Raw genomic sequence first — 18,277 nt, forward strand, 5'->3', positions numbered from 1 at the left:
CTCGACCGCCGCCCTGGAGGGAACAAACACCAAAATCAAACTCATGCAGAGGCAAGCCTATGGCTTCCGTGACCCCGAGTTCTTCAAGCTAAAGATCTATGCCCTGCACGAGGCCAACTACGCTTCAGCCGGATGAGCCTTAAAATTCCTTGACACCGGAAGATCAAATCGGAATATGGGTGATAAAATCGAGGCAGAGGAGATCCTGTCTTCGGATAGGATACTTTTATGACATGGTGGTCTCGTGGTCCGGATGGCCGGGAAGCGCTTTCAGGGTAGGTCTTGCGGTGGAACTTCGTCAGCTTCGGTGCTTCATGGCCGTCGTGGAAGAAGGCGGCTTCAACCGGTCGACGACCCGGTTGCACATGACCCAGCCGGCTATTTCCTATCAGATCAAGCTGCTCGAGGCCGATCTGGGCATGCCGCTCTTCTATCGCCTGTCGCGCGGCATCAGCCCAACCGAAGCGGGACGGGTGCTCTACCAGCACGCGCTCAAGATAGAGGAGGCCGTGCACCAGGCCCATCAGGCCCTGGAACGCCTTTCCGACGGCGTGGCGGGCGAGGTGCGCATCGGCACGGTGAACAGCGTCGGCATCTACTTCCTGCCCGCGATCCTGCAGAGCATGCGCAAGAAGCATCCCTCGGCCCGTCCGACCGTCCTGTACCGCAATTCCTACGAGATCACCGAAGCGCTCCTGGCCAATCGGGTGGACGTGGCCCTGGTGGCGAACCCCCAGCCGGACCGGCGGCTGCGGCACGAGATCATCTTCGAGGAGAACGTTTCGCTGGTCTGCGGCCGCTCGCACCCCTTCTTCGGGCGCAAGTCGATACGCCCCGAGGAACTTGACGGCCAGCCCTTCGCCTCCCTGACCCCGGAAAATCCGACTGGGCAGATCGTACGCGACCACCTGGTCAAGCTGGGCGTCAGCGTCGAGACCGTCGTCTCGACCGATAACGTCGAAACCGTCCGCGAGATGGTCGAGGCCGGCCTGGGCGTCGCCTTTCTCCCGGATATGGTCACCAGCCGGGGCATCGCCTGCGAAGGACGGCCGCTGGGGACCTTCGACCGGATCCAGATCGTGCCCCCGCTGACCCGGCGCATCGTGCTGGTCACCTGGAAACAGGTCGAGCCGACGCCGGCGGTGGCCGCCTTCCTGAGCGAGTTGAGGGCCCACGGGGCGGCCTGGAAGGGCTGCGTCGATAAAGAAGATATATGACCCCCGCCCCCGCACGGCGATATATGCACCTGTCAACTGATACAAAAAGTTCTTTATGGGTAGGATATAAAGTTTCGCGTTGATCTGATCGGCGGCAGATATGAAATTGCAGCTTGGAGTTCCAGCGGCAGGTAATTCGGCTCCCATGAATCGATTTTAGGAGGTGCCCTTAATGCCAAGTTTTGTGATTCCGGACAAGTGTGACGGATGCAAGGCGCTCGACAAGACCGCCTGCCAGTACATCTGTCCGAACGACCTCATGGTCCTGGACAAGGACAAGATGAAGGCGTTCAATCAGGATCCGTCACAGTGCTGGGAATGCATGTGCTGCGTGAAGATCTGCCCCACGAGCGCCATCGACGTGCGCGGTTACGCGGACTTCGTGCCCATGGGCGCTTCGGTGGTGCCCATGCGCTCGACCGACAGCATCATGTGGACCGTCAAGTTCCGCAACGGCAACATCAAGCGCTTCAAGTTCCCCATCCGCACGACTCCCGAAGGCGAAGCCGTGCCCAGCGGCGGCTGGGACAACGCTCCCGACCTCGATGGACCGGTTCTGTACACCGAGCCCGAATCCAACGGGTTGTCTGAACTCTGGACGAAGGGAAGGTAGCAGCCATGAAGGAGTTCGAGACCGTAGAAGTCCAGACCGATCTTTTGATCCTGGGCGGCGGCATGGCCGCTTGCGGCGCCGCGGTCGAGGCCGCCTACTGGGGCAAGAAGAACAAAGTCAAGGTGACCCTGGTCGACAAGGCCGCCATGGACCGCTCCGGCGCCGTGGCCATGGGCCTGTCCGCCATCAACCAGTACGTCGGCCTCAAGGACGGCGAGAATACAATCAATGATTACGTCAACTACGTGCGCAACGACCTGATGGGCATCACCCGCGAGGACCTGGTTGCCAACATCGCCCGCCACGTGGATTCGTCCGTGCATCTGTTCGAGAAGTGGGGACTGCCCATCTGGACGGACGACAAGGGCGGATACGTGCACGAGGGCCGCTGGCAGCTGATGATCAACGGCGAATCCTACAAGATCATCGTCGCCGAGGCCGCCAAGAACGCCCTGGGCACCGACAACATCTACGAGCGCGTGTTCATCACCCATCCGCTGATGGATGGCGACCGCTGCGTCGGCGCCGTCGGTTTCTCGGTCCGCGAGAACAAGTTCTACGTCTTCAAGGCGAAGGCCGTCCTGGCCGCCATGGGCGGCGCCGTGGGCGTGTTCAAGCCCCGTTCGTCGGGTGAGGGCGCCGGCCGCGCCTGGTACCCGCCGTTCAACTCCGGTGCCTCGGCCTACTTCACGATCCAGGCCGGCGCCGAGATGACCTGTCAGGAAGTTCGCTTCATCCCCGTGCGCTTCAAGGACGCCTATGGTCCCGTCGGTGCGTGGTTCCTGCTGTTCAAGGCCACCGCGACCAACGCGCTGGGCGGCAACTACATGGTGGAGCGTCGGTCCGAGCTGGAGAACTGGAAGCCGTACGGCGCAGTCAAGCCCGTGCCCGCGAACCTGCGCAACTACCTGATGATGCTCGACGTGATGGAAGGCAAGGGCCCGATCTACATGCAGACGGCCGAGGCCATCCAGAAGATCGCCGCGAGCGAGACCGACCCCAAGAAGGCCAAGAAGAAGCTGAAGGAACTCGAGTCCGAGGCGTGGGAGGACTTCCTGGACATGACGATCGCCCAGGCGATCCTGTGGGCTGCGACCAATATCCAGCCCGAGGAGAGCCCCTCGGAGATCGCCGCGGCCGAGCCCTACTTCATCGGTTCCCACTCCGGCGCTTCCGGCGCCTGGGTATCCGGTCCCGAGGATCTGGCTCCCCCCGAGTACTTCTGGGGCTACGAGAACATGACCACGGTGAAAGGCCTCTTCGCCGCTGGCGACGCTTCCGGCGCCTCTTCCCACAAGTTCTCCTCCGGCTCCCATGCCGAGGGCCGCATCGCCGGCAAGGCCGCCGTGCGATACGTGGTCAAGGAGAAGCACGACGGGATCAAGTACGCCGAGAGCGAGATCGCGGCCCTGAAGGAACGCATCCTCAGGCCCCTGAAGATCTACGCGGAGAACCAGGACAAGTCGACCCAGGGCGACGTCAACCCGGCCTACATCCTGCCCAAGTCGTTCATGCAGCGCATGCAGAAGCTCATGGACGAGTACGCGGGCGGCGTGACGGCCCAGTTCACCACGTCGAAGCCCAACCTCGAGCGGGCGCTCGTACTGCTCGAGCTCCTGCACGAGGATTCGGAAAACCTGGCCGCCAAGGACCTGCACGAGCTGATGCGCTGCTGGGAGAACATCCACCGCAGCTATCAGGCCGAGGCGCATGTCCGTGCGATGCTGTTCCGCGAGGAGACCCGCTGGCCGGGCTACTACTTCCGGAGCGACACGCCGAAGATGGACAACGACAACTGGAGCGTCTTCGTCAACGGCAAGTACGACAAGGCGTCCAGCGAGTGGACCTTCAAGAAGGTGCCCATCGTACACGTCTTCAAATAGTCGGAGGATCTCTGGCCTTGTCGGAGATCGACACGCAGAACTGCACGGCGGTTAATGCGGTGAGGGAGGCCCTAGGTGCAAGTCCGCCTGGGGCCTCTCGCTCATCCCGACCCCGGCGCGCCGGAGACATCTCCGTACCGCGCGGAACACAGGATCGGAGCAGGACATGACGAACACACGGAAAGACTTCCCGGATCCCGCGCCCGGGACGCAGCAGTCGCAGGTTCCCGACCTGTTGAAGGACCGGCGGCGGCTGGCGGCGGGCGAGACGTTCAGCTTCGGGTGCCACAAGGGGCTCGCGTGCTTCACCCACTGTTGCGCGGACATCAACATCCTGTTGACGCCCGTCGACGTCCTGCGCCTGGCGCGCAGGCTCGGGATCGCCACCGGCGATTTCCTGGATGAGCATACCCAGATGCCCGTCACCAAGGATCTGCATCTTCCCGTGGTCATGCTCAAGATGGGCGCGGAGCCCGACAGGCGCTGCGACTTCGTCGGGAAGGACGGCTGCACCATCTACGAGGACCGGCCCTGGTCGTGCCGCATGTACCCGGTCGGCATGGCGATCCCGCCGGCCCGGGCGGGCGTGGAGCCCGAACCGGTCCACTTCCTCTTCGAGGACGAGATCTGCCACGGGCACGGCGAACCACAGACGTGGACCTGCGAGAGCTGGAAAGCCGATCAGGGGCTCGAGGAACAGGAAGATCTCGAGGCCGGTTTCCGCGAGATCGTCTCCCATCCCTGGTTCATCGGCGGCACGCGGCAGCTGGATCCCAAGCGCATGGAGATGTTCTACACGGCCTGTTACGACCTCGATTCCTTCCGCAGGTTCATCTTCGATTCCACGTTCACCAAGCGTTTCGAGCTGGAAGACGGACTCGTCGAGCAACTGCGGACCGACGACGAGGCCCTGCTCCGCTTCGCCTTCCGCTGGCTTCGCTACGCGCTCTTCGCCGAGCCCACGATGACGCCGACGGACAGCGCGACGCAGGCGGCCACCGGCGCAACAATGGAAAGGGAATCATGAACGCATCGACATCACCCATCATGGTCGTCGGAGCGGGAATCGCCGGCGTGACCGTCGCCCTCGAAGCGGCGGAAGCGGGCCAGGAAGTCATACTGGTCGAGCGAGAGCCCTCGATCGGCGGACGCGTGTTGCGCAGCCACAACTACTTCCCCAAGCTCTGTCCGCCCAGCTGCGGCATGGAGCTCAACACGCGCCGCTTGGAGCGCAATCCGCGCATCCGCGTCCTCACCGGTGCGACCGTGGGCGCGGCGACCCGCGACGGCGGCCGGTGGTCGGTGACCCTCAGGCTCTCGCCCGCATACGTCAACTCCCGCTGCACCGCGTGCGACGAGTGCGCCGAGGCCTGCCCGACCAAGGTCCCCGATCCCTTCAACATGGGCCTGGCGGAAGTGCCGGCGATACGCCTGCCGCATCTGGACGCCTGGCCAGCGCGCTACGCGATCGACCGGGACGCCTGTCCCGACGGCTGCACGGCCTGCGTCGATGCGTGCAAGTTCGACGCGATCGACCTCGCCGCCGTCGAGACGGAACGGACCCTGACCGTGAGCTCGGTCGTGCTGGCCACGGGCTGGCATCCCTATCCGCTGGAGAACCTGTCGGAACTCGGCGGCGGCGTGCTGCAGGACGTCATCGCCAACGTGGTCATGGAGCGGCTGGTCGCCCCCGCGGGCCCCACCGGCGGCAAGATCCTGCGTCCGTCCGACGGCGAGGCGCCCAAGCGCGTGGCCTTCGTGCAGTGTGCCGGCTCCCGCGACGTGAACCACCTGCCGTACTGCTCCGCGGTCTGCTGCCTGGCCTCGCTCAAGCAGGCGATCTACGTCCGCGAGCAGCTTCCCGAGAGCGAAGTGACGATCTACTACATCGACCGCCGCACGCCGGGACGCAACGAGGACATGCTGACGCGCGTGGCCGGCATGGACGGCGTCAGGCTGGTCAAGGGCAAGGTCGGCAAGATCGCGCGGGGCCCGGGCAAGGAGCTCGTCCTGCGGGTGGAGGATGTCGAGTCGGGCAGGCTGCTCGAGGAGAAGGCCGATCTGGTGGTGCTGGCCACCGGCATGGTCTCCAACCTGAGCGGCGGCAATCCGCCCTTCGACGTGCTCGCCGACGAGGACGGCTTCGGCCTGGACAATCTCGAATCCAGTCTGTTCGTGACCGGTGTGGCGAGACGCCCCGAGGACGTCGCCGCCTCGGTGAGGGATGCAACGGGTGCGGCGGCGAAGGCCAGCGTGGCAGCGATAGGGAGTGCAATATGAAGCAGGTGGGCGTTTTCGTCTGTACCGGCTGCGACATCGGCGCGGCGGTGAACGTGGCAGGTTTCGAGGATGTGACCGACGAGGCGGGGGCCTCCAGTTTCGCGACACATCCCTGCCTGTGCTCGCCCGAGGGCGTGGCGGCGATCCAGAGCGCCATCGACGACGGCAGCGTGGACGGCGTCGTCATCGGGGCCTGCTCGCATCGAGCCAAGATCGAGGAGTTCGACTTCGACCGGACGAAGGTTTTCACCGAGCGCGTCTCCCTGCGCGAGCAGGTGGCGTGGTGCCAGCCTCACGGCGAGGAAGATACGCAGCTGCTGGCGGAGGACCTGTTGCGCATGGGCGTGGCGCGGGCGGCGAGGGTGTCCACGCCCCAACCGCTCGACGAGACGATCGACCGGCGGGTGATGGTCGTGGGCGGCGGTCTCGCCGGCCTGGAGGCCGCGAAGGCGGCCGCGGGCATGGGCCATCCGGTCGTGCTGGTCGAGGCGACGGGCTCCCTGGGCGGACACGTCGCCAGGATGAAGGACGTGGTCCCGGAGCGTCCTCCCTACGACACCGTCCACCCCAACGAGATCGGCCGGCTCGTCGAGGCGGTCGAAGCCCATCCCGACATCAGGGTTCTCAAGTCCCACAGGACGCAGAAGATCGTCGGTCAACCCGGTCAGTTCGAGGTGGAACTGGCGGGTCCCGCCGGCGCCGAGACGCTGCAGGTCGGCGCGATCGTGCAGGCCACGGGCGCGCGTCCCTACGATGCGAACAAGCTGTCCCACCTCGGCTACGGCGCGTCCCCCGACGTGGTGACCGCGCACGAACTCGAGGCCATGCTCGTCGAGCCGCGGCTGGCGCGCCCCTCCGACGGCAAGCCGCCGGAGCGGGTGGTGTTCGTGCAGTGCGCCGGGTCCCGCGACCCCGAGCACCTGCCGTACTGCTCGAGCGAGTGCTGCAGCACCACGCTCAAGCAGGTGGCGGCGATCCATCGCGACTTCCCCGGGGTGGAGACCGCGGTGATCTACCGCGACCTTCGCGCGCCGGGTCAACTGGAGCGTTTCTACCTCGGCGTCCAGGAACTGCCCGGCAGCCTGTTCGCCCGCGGCGAGGTCGACGGCGTCGAGGCCGGCGGCGACGGCCGGCTCTCGGTCCGGCTGCGCGACAGCCTGCTCGGCGACGCGGCGATCCTCGAGGCCGACATGGTCGTGCTGGCCACGGGCCTCGTGCCCAACTCGGCCGACGGCGAATCCATCCGCCTGCTACGGGACGCCCGGGCGGTCATCGACAAGAACGAATCGGAAACGCAGGTCGCGGCGGCCCGGAAGACCGTCGACAGTCACGCACGCTTCGACGGCACCGAGATCCTGAACCTCAAATACCGCCAGGGACCGGACCTGCCGGCGCTGCGCTACGATTTCAACGACTCGCACTACATCTGCTTCCCCTACGAGACGCGTAGCACCGGCATCTACGCAGCCGGCTCCGTGCGCGCCCCGATGGATCCCGCCCAGGCCGCAGAAGACGGCCTCGGCGCCGCCATGAAGGCCGTGCAGTGCCTCGAGATGGCGGCCAGGGGCGAGGCCGTGCACCCGCGGGCCGGCGACATTTCGGTGCCCGAGTTCTCGCTCCAGCGCTGCACCCAGTGCAAGCGCTGCACCGAGGAATGCCCCTTCGGCACGATCAACGAGGACGAGAAGGGAACGCCGGAATACAACCAGCTCCGCTGCCGGCGTTGCGGCATCTGCCTCGGCTCGTGCCCGGAGCGCATCATCAACTTCCCCGACTACTCGGTGGGCTCCGTGGCCGACATGATCAAGGCCATGGAGGTGCCCGACGAGGAAGAGGAGAAACCACGCGTGCTCGCCTTCCTCTGCGAGAACGACGCGCTGCCCGCCCTCGACGAGGCGGCCAGGCGCGGGCTCCGGTGGAATCCCTGGGTCCGCGTCATCCCGGTACGCTGTCTCGGCGCGGTAAACGTCGTCTGGATAGCCGACTCCCTCTCCAGCGGCATCGACGGCATCATCCTGATCGGCTGCAAGAAGGGCGACGACTACCAGTGCCACTACATCCGCGGCTCCGAGCTCGCCGATCGCAGGATGACGAACGTCCAGGAGACCCTCGACCGGCTCACGCTGGAATCCGATCGGGTGAGGATCGTCGAGCTCGCCCGCAACGAATACGCCAGGATCCCCGAGATCTTCGACGAGTTCCTGGAGACCATCGAGGAAGTGGGCCCCAATCCCTACAAGGGCTTCTAGGAGAAGGTGACCATGGCACCGCAAACCGCAATACTGCCTTCGTCCGAATTCCGTGCCGGTCTCCGGAAGCGGGGCGGCGACACCGCGGCCCGCTGCTTCCAGTGCGCCACCTGCACGAGCGTCTGCGAGTTGACCACCAACAACGCGTTGTTTCCCCGGCAGCAGATGTTGCGATCCCAGTGGGGCCTCGGCGACGACCTGGCGATGGATCCGGGCGTCTGGCTCTGCCATCAGTGCAACGACTGCAACGCGCGCTGCCCGCGGGACGCGAAACCCGGCGACGTGATGCAATCGATCCGGGCGCTGGCCGTCGAAAGGCTGGCGACGCCCGGTTTCATGGGCAAGCTGGTGGGCAACGCCGCCAGGACCTGGCCGTTGCTGCTGGGGCTGCCAATACTCTTCTGGATCGCGCTCATCGGCGTGACCAACGGGTTGGAGGTGCCGGAGCCGACCAACGAGAAGATCATCCACGCCTCGGCGAACGTATCGTTCGTGGACGAGGCGTACGCGGCCGAGAGCGGGTCGCACGGGAACGTCGTGACCGGCGGGGAGACGCGCCTGGTCTACGAGGAGTTCGTGCCCCACAAGCTGATCTACGGCACCTACTTCACGACCGCGGCGCTGGTGCTCATCGCGATCATCGCGAGCGGCGTGCGTTTCTGGAAGCTGCTCGGACGGAACAGGAAGCGATCGGGCTCCATGCTTGCGCACCTGATACCCGTGCTCGGCGAGATCGCGTCGCACAAGCGCTTCGGCAGCTGCGGTGCGACGTCATCCAGGCGCTGGGCGCATTTCGGCGTGCTCTGGGGCTTCGTGGGCGCCGCGCTCACCTCGGCCCTGCTGATCGTCGCGATGTACGTGACGGGCACGCCGTTGCCCCTGGAACAGGCGCATCCGTACAAGATCCTGGGCAACATCTCCGCCGTCCTGCTGGTGGTCGGCGGGATCTGGATGGTCGTCAACAGGCTGGGCAACGCCGACCGGGCCGGCATCTCGAAGGCGTTCGACACCTTCTTCCTCTCGGTCGTCGTGCTGGTCATCGCCACCGGCACGCTGACCGAGATCGGCGCCTTCGCCTTCCCGCCGGCGCTGGCGGTCGGTCTCTACGTCGTGCATCTGGGCGCGGTCCTGTGCCTGTTCCTGACGTTCCCCTACTCCAAGTTCTCCCACATGGTCTATCGCTCCCTGGCGATGGTGCACGAACGCATGGTGACGCCGGTCGCCGCGGCGAGCGGGGAAGGGACCCCGCTGTCGGATTGAGTGGATAATCTCGGCTTCGTCGCGGGAGACCCGATCGAGCCGAGGCTGCAGCAGAACAAAACCCGTGGAGGTTGTTATTCATGATTAAGCCGCATGGTTCCGAGACGCTGAACCCCCTCTATGTTGCGGATGATGCGAAACGCGCCAAGCTGCTGAAGGAGGCCGAGGGCCTTCCCAAGCTGCTGGTGTGCTCCCAGGCGGCGGCCAACGCCGTGATGATGGGCAGTGGCTACTTCAACCCGCTGACCGGTTTCATGAGCCTGGCCGACGCACTGTCGGTCTGCAAGGGCATGAAGACCGCCGCCGGACTGTTCTTCCCCACCCCGATCGTCAACGTCGTTCCCGACGCCTCGGGCATCGGCAACGCCAAGCGCATCGCCCTGCTCGACCCCAACGTCGACGGCAACCCGGTGATCGCGATCCAGGACATCTCCTCGATCGACGAGGCCACCGACGCACAGATGGCGACGATGACCAAGCAGGCCTACGGCACAGACGACCCGGCCCACCCCGGCGTCGCCGCCTTCAACTCGACGGGCAAGTTCTTCATCAGCGGCGATATCCAGGTGCTGAACTACTCCTACTTCGCCAAGGAATTCCCGGACACCTTCCGTACCGCGACCCAGATCCGCGATCTGATCGCGAAGCACGGCTGGAAGAAGGTCGTGGCCTTCCAGACCCGCAATCCGATGCACCGCGCCCACGAGGAGCTGGTGCGCATCGCGATGGACAGGGTCGGCGCGGACGGCGCGGTGATCCACATGCTGCTCGGCAAGCTCAAGAAGGGCGACATCCCCGCCGACGTGCGCGACGCCGCGATCCGCAAGATGGCCGAGCTCTACTTCCCGGCCAACACCGTCGAGATCACCGGCTACGGTTTCGACATGCTGTACAGCGGCCCTCGCGAGGCCGTGCTGCACGCGCTGTTCCGCCAGAACATGGGCTGCACGCACCTGATCGTCGGTCGCGACCACGCCGGCGTGGGCGACTACTACGGCGCCTTCGAGGCCCAGGAGATCTTCCACACCGACATGGTCAAGGGCCAGCTGAAGATCGAGATCTTCGAGGCCGACCACACCGCCTGGTCCAACGTGGTGGGCGAGGTGATCATGATGCGCGAGGCCCCCGAGGGCCACAAGAAGGAGGACTTCGTCTTCCTGAGCGGCACCAAGGTCCGCGAGATGCTCGCCGCCGGCACGCCCCTGCCGCCCGAGTTCGCGCGTCCGGAGGTGGCCAAGATCCTGATGGGCTACTACCAGAGCGAGGCGGCCAAGTAGCCGGGCCCGGACGGACGTCCTGAATAGGGTTCTCGCGACGCCCGGGACCGATGGTCGGTCCCGGGCGTCGATGCTCCGACCTTCGCCAGGGTCGAAGGGGAGGAACCGACAGGTTTTTTTTGAAAACGGCGTTTCCTGAGCCTAGTTTTGATGCACGCGACAGCTTCGGACCAGGCCAACCGGCCGAGAAAGGGTGCAGGTAGGACATGGGTCTCCTCAACAAAGACAAGAAGAAGAAACCGCTGAAGATTCACGGCGGCGCCGGCGGCGAGCAGTCTCCCTACCGCCCGCAAGCGGTCGAGAAGTTTCCTCCGTGCATCAAGGCCTGCCCGAGCGGCAACGATATCCGGAGCTGGCTGATCACCATCGCCCAGCGCGAGAAGCTCGGTCTCAGCATCGACGAGGCCTGTGAGAAGGCCTGGCTGATCGAGATGGAGACCAACCCGATGCCCTCGATCATGGGGCGCGTCTGTCCCCATCCCTGCGAGGTCGGGTGCAACCGCTACGAGAAGGACGGCGCCGTCGCCATCAATTCCGTGGAGCGCTTCTTCGGCGACTTCGGCATCGAGCACGGCCTGAAGGCCCCGACCCTGGACGTCGGCGGCCCCTTCGACGAGAAGATCGCCGTGGTCGGCTCCGGCCCCTCCGGCCTGTCCTGCGCCTACCAGCTGGCCCGCCGCGGCTATCGGGTGACCATGTTCGAGAGCCTGCCCAAGGTCGGCGGCATGCTGCGCTACGGCATTCCCGAGTACCGCCTGCCCCGCGAGATCATCGACGCCGAGTACCAGCGCGTAGCCGATCTGGGCGTGGAGATCAAGTGCGGCGTGACCGTCGGCAAGGACATCTCCTTCGAGGACCTCAAGAAGGACTACGACGCCGTATTCGTCGGCATCGGCGCCCACCAGGGGCGCAAGCTGGGCTGTCCCGGCGAGGAGGGCGAGGGCGTCTACACGGGCACCGAGTTCCTCCGCATGGCCAACGCCGGCGAGAGTCCCGCGGTGGGGGAGAACGTGATCGTGATCGGCGGCGGCGACACCGCCATCGACGCGGCGCGCGTGACCCTGCGCCTGGGGCACGACGCGGCCGGGGTCTCCCGACGCATGGGCTCCAACGTGACGATCCTCTACCGCCGCACGCGCGACGAGATGCCGGCCATCGAACGCGAGATCGAGGAGGCCCTCGAGGAGGACATCAAGATCGAGTACCTGGCCGCTCCGGCCAAGATGATCCGGGACGGGGACGGCAAGGTCGTCAAGATGGTGGTCCAGCACATGGAGCTGGGCGAACCCGACGACTCCGGTCGCCGCCGCCCCGTGCCCATCGAGGGCAAGCTGACCGAGATCCCCTGCGATACCGTCATCACCGCTGTCAGCCAGTCGCCCGATACGTCCAGTCTGGGCGCCTTCGAGGAGACGGGCTGGATGGAAGCCGACGTGTGGGGCCGCACCGGGATCGACAAGGTCTGGACCGGGGGCGACAACGTCACGCTGGGACTGGCGACCATCTCGATCGGCCAGGGCCGCCTGGCCGCCACGAGCATGCACGCCGCCCTGCGCGGCGAGCAGCCCAGGGCCGACGTCCACGGTCCCGATATCGGCCCGGACAAGCTGATCCTGGATTACTACGAGGCGAAACCGCGGGCGGAGCGAACGGTCCTTTCGCCCGCGGAGCGTCTCGCCGATCCCCGCGTGGAGATCGACAAGGGTCTTACCGACGCGCAGGCGATCGAGGAGACCACCCGCTGCTTCTCCTGCGGCTCCTGCTTCGGCTGCGAGCGGTGCTGGATGTACTGCACGCCGGGGTGCTTCAAGAAGATCTCCAACATGCGGCCCGGAGACTTCTTCACCATCAACCTGGATACCTGCAACGGCTGCAAGAAATGCGCGGAGGAGTGTCCGTGCGGGTTCCTGGACATGGTGTAGGCCGACCTGTGGGTTGAGACCCCCTGGCCTGGGGGACGCGCGCCGGGTACATCATGTACCCGGCGCGCCTGGGTTCCGGCTCCCTCCGACCTCCGTGTCTCCGGGAGCCTGCACACACCCCCAGGCCAAGGGATCTCTACCCATAGGTCTACAGCCAGGTTCAGGAAGCCAGATGGCATTCTCCCTTCGTCTCGGGTTTCGTGAGTCCATCGACACTCATATGTAGATAACCATGGAGTGAGAAGCCCCTCTGTCTCGGGGACGTCTGCAGGGCCCTGCAGACAAGGAGGTCGGAGGGGCCCGAAAGCCGAGCGCTCCGGGCACAGGAGGTGACCGGAGCGCGTTCCCCGAGACGAACAGTAACCTCACCCCGCGGTTATCGGCATCCCCATGAGGGGCCAGATGAATCTCACGAACACGCCGAGCACCACGAGCAGCATGATGCTGGCCGGGACGCCGGCCTTGAAGAAATCTCCGGACGTGAATTGCCTGCTCTCGTAGGCGATGGCGTTGGGCGCCGCACCCACCAGCAGCAGGAAAGGCATGCCCGCGCAGGTCAGCGAGGCGAAGAGGATGACCATCGGCGCCACGCCCATGTACGGCGCCAGCACCAGGGCCACCGGCAGCGTGATCGCGATCGCCGCGACGTTCATGATGGCGTTGGTCATGATCAGGACGAACAGGGAGATGGCCAAAACGAACACGAACCAGTGGGCGTTCTCGAAGGTGACCAGCCAGTTGATGGCCAGCCAGTTCGCGGCACCGGTCTGCCAGAGGCAGAAGCCGATGCTCATGGCGCCGCCGAAGAGCAGGATGATGTTCCAGGGCAGCTCCTCCAGATCCTCCAGGGTCAGGATCTTGAAGACGAAGAACAGGAGGGTGGTGACTAGCAGCACCGCCGACTTGTCCAGCCCGGCCAGGGCGGGCACGAATGAACGCAGCCCCAGCACCGCGATCGAGGAGAACACGATCAGCAGGGCGGCGATCTCCGTCGACGTGATCGGTCCCAGCCGCCTGTGCAGCTCCCGTGCCTTCTCCGTCAGGCCTGGTATGGTCGATTTCTCCGGCTTGAAGAGGATCATGATCAACAGCCAGAGCAGGATGGTCATCACGGCGCCGATCGGCAGCATGTAGTAGGTCAGGCCGAAGAAGGAGATCTCCTCGCCGGTGATGTTCTTGTAGAAGCCGAGCGCCACGGCGCCGCGTGCGGCGCCGAGCAGCGTGATGATGCTACCCGCGCCGGCGACGAACGCCATGCCGATGAAGAGCCCCTTCCCGAAGCGGGTCTGTTTCCCCTCCCTGTCGTACAGGGAGTAGATCGTCATCAGCAGGGGGAAGGTGGTCGCCGCGACCGCGGTATGCGCCATGATCAGCGTCAAGGCCGACGTCAGCGTGAAGCAGCCCAGGTAGATCATGCTGGTGCGCTCTCCCACCAGCGAGAGCGTCTTGTAGGCCAGGCGCCGGGTCAGTCCCGTCTTGGTGAAGACCATGCCGATGATAAGCGAGGCGAAGATGAACCACACCGACGGGTCCATGAAGTCGGTGAAGGCGACCCGCGGCTCCCGGATCAGGAACAGCGCCTGCACGACGCCGATGGTGATGCTGGTGACGCCGATGGGGATGACCTCGAAGACCCACCAGGTCGCCGCGAGGAAGAACAGGGCCAGGGCCGCCTTGCCTTCGGTCGTCAGCGGGAACGACTCGCCGTTGGGATCGACCGCCGGTTCCAGGGGGGGCAGGAGCATGATGGCCGCGAATATGCCCAGACCGAGCATCATGAAGAAAAGTTCGCGCTTTTCGAACCTCTTGAAGAAAGGGGCCGGTCCGGACGGGCTGCCGTGTCGAGCGGTGTCTCTGCCGACGCTGCTCGAGGATGCGGCCGTCCCGCTGTCAGCGGATCCGTGGGTCATTCCGTACCGTCCTTCCGTGCTCCGCTCCCGAGGGCACGATCCTAGCACACGTAACTTCCAGGCGTCGATAACGATAAGACCGATCCGGCAGTCCAGGCCAAGCCCGTCTCAATAATCGATTCCGATCAGATGGATATCAAATTAATGACGCGCCGGAAGTCCTAGAAAACCACTTGACTATTCAGGCGCTTATGCCGATAATCCATAAAACCCAGAATATTCAGAATGAGCTGTAGGTGTCGGATTGAAAAGCTACTACACCACGACGCAGGCTGCGAAGCTCTTGTCGGTTTCCGCCGACACGGTTCTCAAGTGGGTCAAGGCCGGCAAGATCCCGTCGCACAGGACTCCGGGCGGCCATAACCGCATATCCGCCGAAGCCGTGAACGCCCTGTTGCCCGCTGCGGAGCGGACCGCCGAAACGTCCGGCGAGCCGGTGGTCGATCCCGGCTACATATACTGCTGGACCTTCTACGGGGGACCCGACGGCGTCAGGACCGAGTGTCAGGAATGCGTGGCCTACAAGAGCCAGGCGCGCCGCTGCTACGAGATGCGCGTCATCCCCGAGGAATTCGGTCACCTGCGGCTCTTCTGCCAGTCGCGATGCGAGGATTGCGAGTTCTACCAGCTGACCCACGCCCAGCGCCGGAGCGTCCTGATCGTCAGCCGCAACAGGGGCTGGACGTCCGATCTCGTCGAGCAAGCCGCCGCCGCCGGTCTGAGGCTCGAGATCGCGTCGAGCGCGTACGAATGCGGAGCAGTCATCGAGAAGTTCCGTCCCGACTTCATCGTCGTGGACTACTCGTTCGGTATCAGCCGCACGAAGGACATCTGTCGCCACTTCAACGAAGACGCGCGGATCCCCTTCACACGGATCATCCTGACCTCGCGACAGGCCAACTGGGCCGAAGACTGCGCCCAGGACGTCTTCGGCTGGATCGAGAAGCCGTTCACCATGGATCAGCTCGGCGAGTTCATCGAGGGCACCGCCAACCGGGAGCTGCAGGGGGATACCGTCGCCTGACCAAGGAGAAACCCAGATGCTCGACAGTCTGCGAGTCAACAACAGCACCCTCCGCCTGATCAAACAGGACATCACCGATCTGGAGATCCAGGCCTTCGTCTACTACGCCCAGCACGATCTGCAACTGGGGTCGGGTTTCGGGACGGCCATCTCGCTGCGCGGCGGCCCTTCGATCCAGGCGGAACTCGACGCTCTCGCGCCGCTGGCGACCACCGGGGTCGCGATCAGCGGGGCCGGCAGGCTCAAGGCCGATCACATCCTGCACGCTGCGGGGCCGCGCTTCCAGGAGCCGGAGCTCGAGGGCAAGCTGAGGACCACGGTGCTGAATTGCCTCAAGCTGGCCGAGGCGCAGGGTATCTCCGGCCTGGCGTTTCCGGCCATGGGCGCGGGGTTCTACGGCGTACCGCTGCCGGTCAGCGCCGAGATCACCTTGCGGGCGATCAGGGACTACCTCTGCCAGGAGACGAAGCTGGAGACCGTGGTCGTGTGCCTGCTGGACAGCCGCGAATACAAGATCTTCGCGGCGCAACTCTCGGCCCTGGCGTCCGCGCCGGCGAAAGCCTGAGGAGAACCATGAGCGAGTTACTGCATTTCGCCGAGCACCGGCTGCAAGAGGGCGCGCTGCTGTTCATGGCCGCCGTCTACGCGCTGCGCCTGACATGGCTGTTGCGCTTCAAGGCCGGCAAGGAACGCCAGGCCGCCACCGGGCTCGGGAACACGAATCCCCGCAAGGGATTCATCTACTCCTGGGCCAACGTCGCCATGCCGTGGGCCATGGAGAGCACCCGCACCAAGTGGTTCCTCTATCTGCAGTTCGTGGTGTTCCATCTGGGCGTCGTGGCGGCCATCGGCCTGTCGTTCGTCATTCCCTACGGCCCGCACCTGCTGGCTTCGCGGGGGCTGGTCGTCGCGCTGCAGGTCGTGATCGGCGCCGCATTCCTGGTCGGCGTCATGCGGATCTTCCGCCGTGTCGGCAATCTCTACATGCGCGCCATAAGCACCCCGGACGACTTCTTCTCCCTCTTCCTGCTGACCTCCTGGTTCGGCTTCGCGTTCCTCGCGGTGCCCAACTCGACGGCCCGCGGCGAGTGGCTGCTGCTGACGTACTTCATCATGACCGCGTTCTTCCTCGTGTACGTGCCGTTCAGCAAGATCTCGCACTACCTGTACTATCCGTTCACGCGTTACTACCTGGGCAAGACGTTGGGCCACCGCGGCGTGTTCCCGCTCAGGCGCCTGTCCTGATGCGGTCGCGACAGCGTCGATCCGGCCAAATGGAGCAATCATGAGCAAGCGCACTCGTTCCCACAACGCACAGAAGGTCATCGAGCGGATGGGCAAGAAGCTCAACCGGCAGATCGTCGGCTCCCTGGCCGGCTGCGTGCACTGCGGCCTGTGCACCGATTCGTGCCATTACGTGCTGGCCAATCCGGGCGATCCCACCTACGCGCCCGCCTACAAGGCGGACCAGATCCGCAAGATCTTCAAGCGTCACTACGACTGGACCGGGCGGGTCGTCCCGTGGTGGGTCAAGGCCAAGAGCGTCTCCTCGGACGAGGATCTCGAGGCGCTGAAGGATACCGTCTTCGGCAAGTGCACGAACTGCCGCCGCTGCTCCCTCAACTGCCCCATGGGCGTCGACTACGCGACGTTCAACCGCATGGCCCGCGGCCTGCTGGTGTCGGTCGGCGTCATGCCGGAGGGCGTGGCCGTCGTCAGCAAGGACCAGTGGGAGATCGGCAACCAGATGGGCGTGCTCAAGGAGGACTATCTCGAGACGCTCGACTGGCTGTCGGAGGAGATGCAGGACGAGCTGGGCGACGAGAGCGCCGTCATCCCCATCGACAAGGAGGACGCGGACGTCGTCTATTCCATCAACCCGCGCGAGGTCAAGTACGACCCCCGCACCATCTCGGACGCCGCGAAGATCTTCCACCAGGCCGGCGAGAACTGGACCATGCCCAGCGAGGGCTGGGACATGACCAACTTCGGCCTCTTCTCCGGCGACGACGACCTGGGCGGCTCCGTGGCCCGCCGGCTGTTCGAGAAGACCTCGGCGCTGCGCGGCAGGAAGCTGGTCATCTCCGAGTGCGGCCACGGCTACCGCTCCACCCGCTGCGAGGGCCAGAACTGGGCCCAGATGGACGTCGACTTCGAGATGGAGAGCTCGGTGAACACCATGCTGCGCTACATCGAGCAGGGGCGCATCAAGGTGGACAAGAGCAGGAACAAGACGCCCGTGACGTTCCACGATTCCTGCAACAACGCGCGCAGCTGCGGCCTGACCGAGGAGCCGCGCGCGCTGCTGCGCCTGGTCTGCGAGGACTTCCGCGAGATGCATCCCAACCGGGCGGAGAACTACTGCTGCACCGGCGGCGGCGGCGCCATGTCCATGTCCGAGTACACGCCGCGACGCCTCAAGTCGGGCAAGGTCAAGGCGGAGCAGCTCGAGGCCACCGGCGCGCAGATCGTGGTCACTTCATGCCACAACTGCGTGGACGGCCTGCAGGACGTGATCCGTCACTACAAGCTGGACATGAAGGTCACCCAGCTCGTGAATCTCGTCGCGAAGGCGCTGGTCGTCGAGAAGCCGGTCCCGGTCGAGGCGGTGCCGACGCCCGCCGAGGAAGTCGCCGCCATCA

15 protein-coding genes are annotated in these 18,277 nt (G+C 65.1%); 14 read left to right on the forward strand and 1 reads right to left on the reverse strand.

Translation table 11 applies throughout. From position 1 onward, the window contains the following. From KJ554_05815 to KJ554_05860, 10 genes are all read left to right on the forward strand, one after another. On the forward strand, positions 1-136 hold a 136-nt coding region (locus KJ554_05815; protein ID MBU0741855.1), incomplete at its 5' end, for a transposase. Positions 137-314: 178 nt separating this feature from the next. Continuing rightward, positions 315-1,217, forward strand: coding sequence for a LysR family transcriptional regulator (locus KJ554_05820; GenBank protein MBU0741856.1), 903 nt, complete (start codon positions 315-317; stop codon positions 1,215-1,217). Between the two features lie 172 nt (positions 1,218-1,389). Continuing rightward, positions 1,390-1,830, forward strand: coding sequence for an adenylyl-sulfate reductase subunit beta (gene aprB / locus KJ554_05825; GenBank protein ID MBU0741857.1), 441 nt, complete (start codon positions 1,390-1,392; stop codon positions 1,828-1,830). Between the two features lie 5 nt (positions 1,831-1,835). Beyond that, positions 1,836-3,713 (forward strand): adenylyl-sulfate reductase subunit alpha, encoded by a 1,878-nt coding sequence (aprA, locus tag KJ554_05830; protein MBU0741858.1) that lies wholly within the window; start codon positions 1,836-1,838, stop codon positions 3,711-3,713. A 166-nt stretch (positions 3,714-3,879) separates the two neighbouring features. Beyond that, positions 3,880-4,740: a YkgJ family cysteine cluster protein gene (locus KJ554_05835; GenBank protein ID MBU0741859.1), complete on the forward strand. Its 861-nt coding sequence runs from the start codon at positions 3,880-3,882 to the stop codon at positions 4,738-4,740. Next, positions 4,737-5,993: an FAD-dependent oxidoreductase gene (locus KJ554_05840; protein MBU0741860.1), complete on the forward strand. Its 1,257-nt coding sequence runs from the start codon at positions 4,737-4,739 to the stop codon at positions 5,991-5,993. The genes KJ554_05835 and KJ554_05840 overlap by 4 nt, the downstream gene beginning before the upstream one ends. Continuing rightward, positions 5,990-8,242, forward strand: coding sequence for a hydrogenase iron-sulfur subunit (locus KJ554_05845; protein ID MBU0741861.1), 2,253 nt, complete (start codon positions 5,990-5,992; stop codon positions 8,240-8,242). The genes KJ554_05840 and KJ554_05845 overlap by 4 nt, the downstream gene beginning before the upstream one ends. A 12-nt stretch (positions 8,243-8,254) precedes the next feature. After that, positions 8,255-9,502 (forward strand): quinone-interacting membrane-bound oxidoreductase complex subunit QmoC, encoded by a 1,248-nt coding sequence (qmoC, locus tag KJ554_05850; protein MBU0741862.1) that lies wholly within the window; start codon positions 8,255-8,257, stop codon positions 9,500-9,502. An 80-nt stretch (positions 9,503-9,582) separates the two neighbouring features. Then, entirely contained in the window at positions 9,583-10,779 is a 1,197-nt protein-coding gene (gene sat, locus KJ554_05855; protein MBU0741863.1) for a sulfate adenylyltransferase, read from the forward strand. 206 nt (positions 10,780-10,985) lie between these two features. Continuing rightward, positions 10,986-12,701, forward strand: a complete 1,716-nt coding sequence (locus KJ554_05860) for an FAD-dependent oxidoreductase (GenBank protein MBU0741864.1) — start codon at positions 10,986-10,988, stop codon at positions 12,699-12,701. Positions 12,702-13,066: 365 nt separating this feature from the next. Here KJ554_05860 and KJ554_05865 read toward each other — a convergent pair whose 3' ends face one another. Further along, complete coding sequence (locus KJ554_05865) at positions 13,067-14,611, reverse strand: SLC13 family permease (GenBank protein MBU0741865.1); 1,545 nt, start codon at positions 14,609-14,611, stop codon at positions 13,067-13,069. Positions 14,612-14,855: 244 nt separating this feature from the next. Between KJ554_05865 and KJ554_05870 the strand changes: the two genes are divergently transcribed. The 4 genes from KJ554_05870 to KJ554_05885 all read left to right on the forward strand — a co-directional run. Next, complete coding sequence (locus KJ554_05870; GenBank protein ID MBU0741866.1) at positions 14,856-15,635, forward strand: excisionase family DNA-binding protein; 780 nt, start codon at positions 14,856-14,858, stop codon at positions 15,633-15,635. Positions 15,636-15,651: 16 nt separating this feature from the next. Further along, the gene (locus KJ554_05875; GenBank protein MBU0741867.1) at positions 15,652-16,200 is read left to right on the forward strand and encodes a macro domain-containing protein; all 549 of its coding nucleotides are present in this window, start codon (positions 15,652-15,654) and stop codon (positions 16,198-16,200) included. Between the two features lie 8 nt (positions 16,201-16,208). Further along, on the forward strand, positions 16,209-16,880 hold the full coding sequence (locus KJ554_05880) for a hypothetical protein (GenBank protein ID MBU0741868.1): 672 nt from the start codon (positions 16,209-16,211) through the stop codon (positions 16,878-16,880). Positions 16,881-16,920: 40 nt separating this feature from the next. Further along, positions 16,921-18,277: (Fe-S)-binding protein (locus tag KJ554_05885; GenBank protein MBU0741869.1), on the forward strand; the 1,357-nt coding region annotated here is incomplete at its 3' end.

This window comes from bacterium (genome assembly GCA_018814885.1).
Taxonomy (GTDB): Bacteria; Krumholzibacteriota; Krumholzibacteriia; order LZORAL124-64-63; family LZORAL124-64-63; genus JAHIYU01.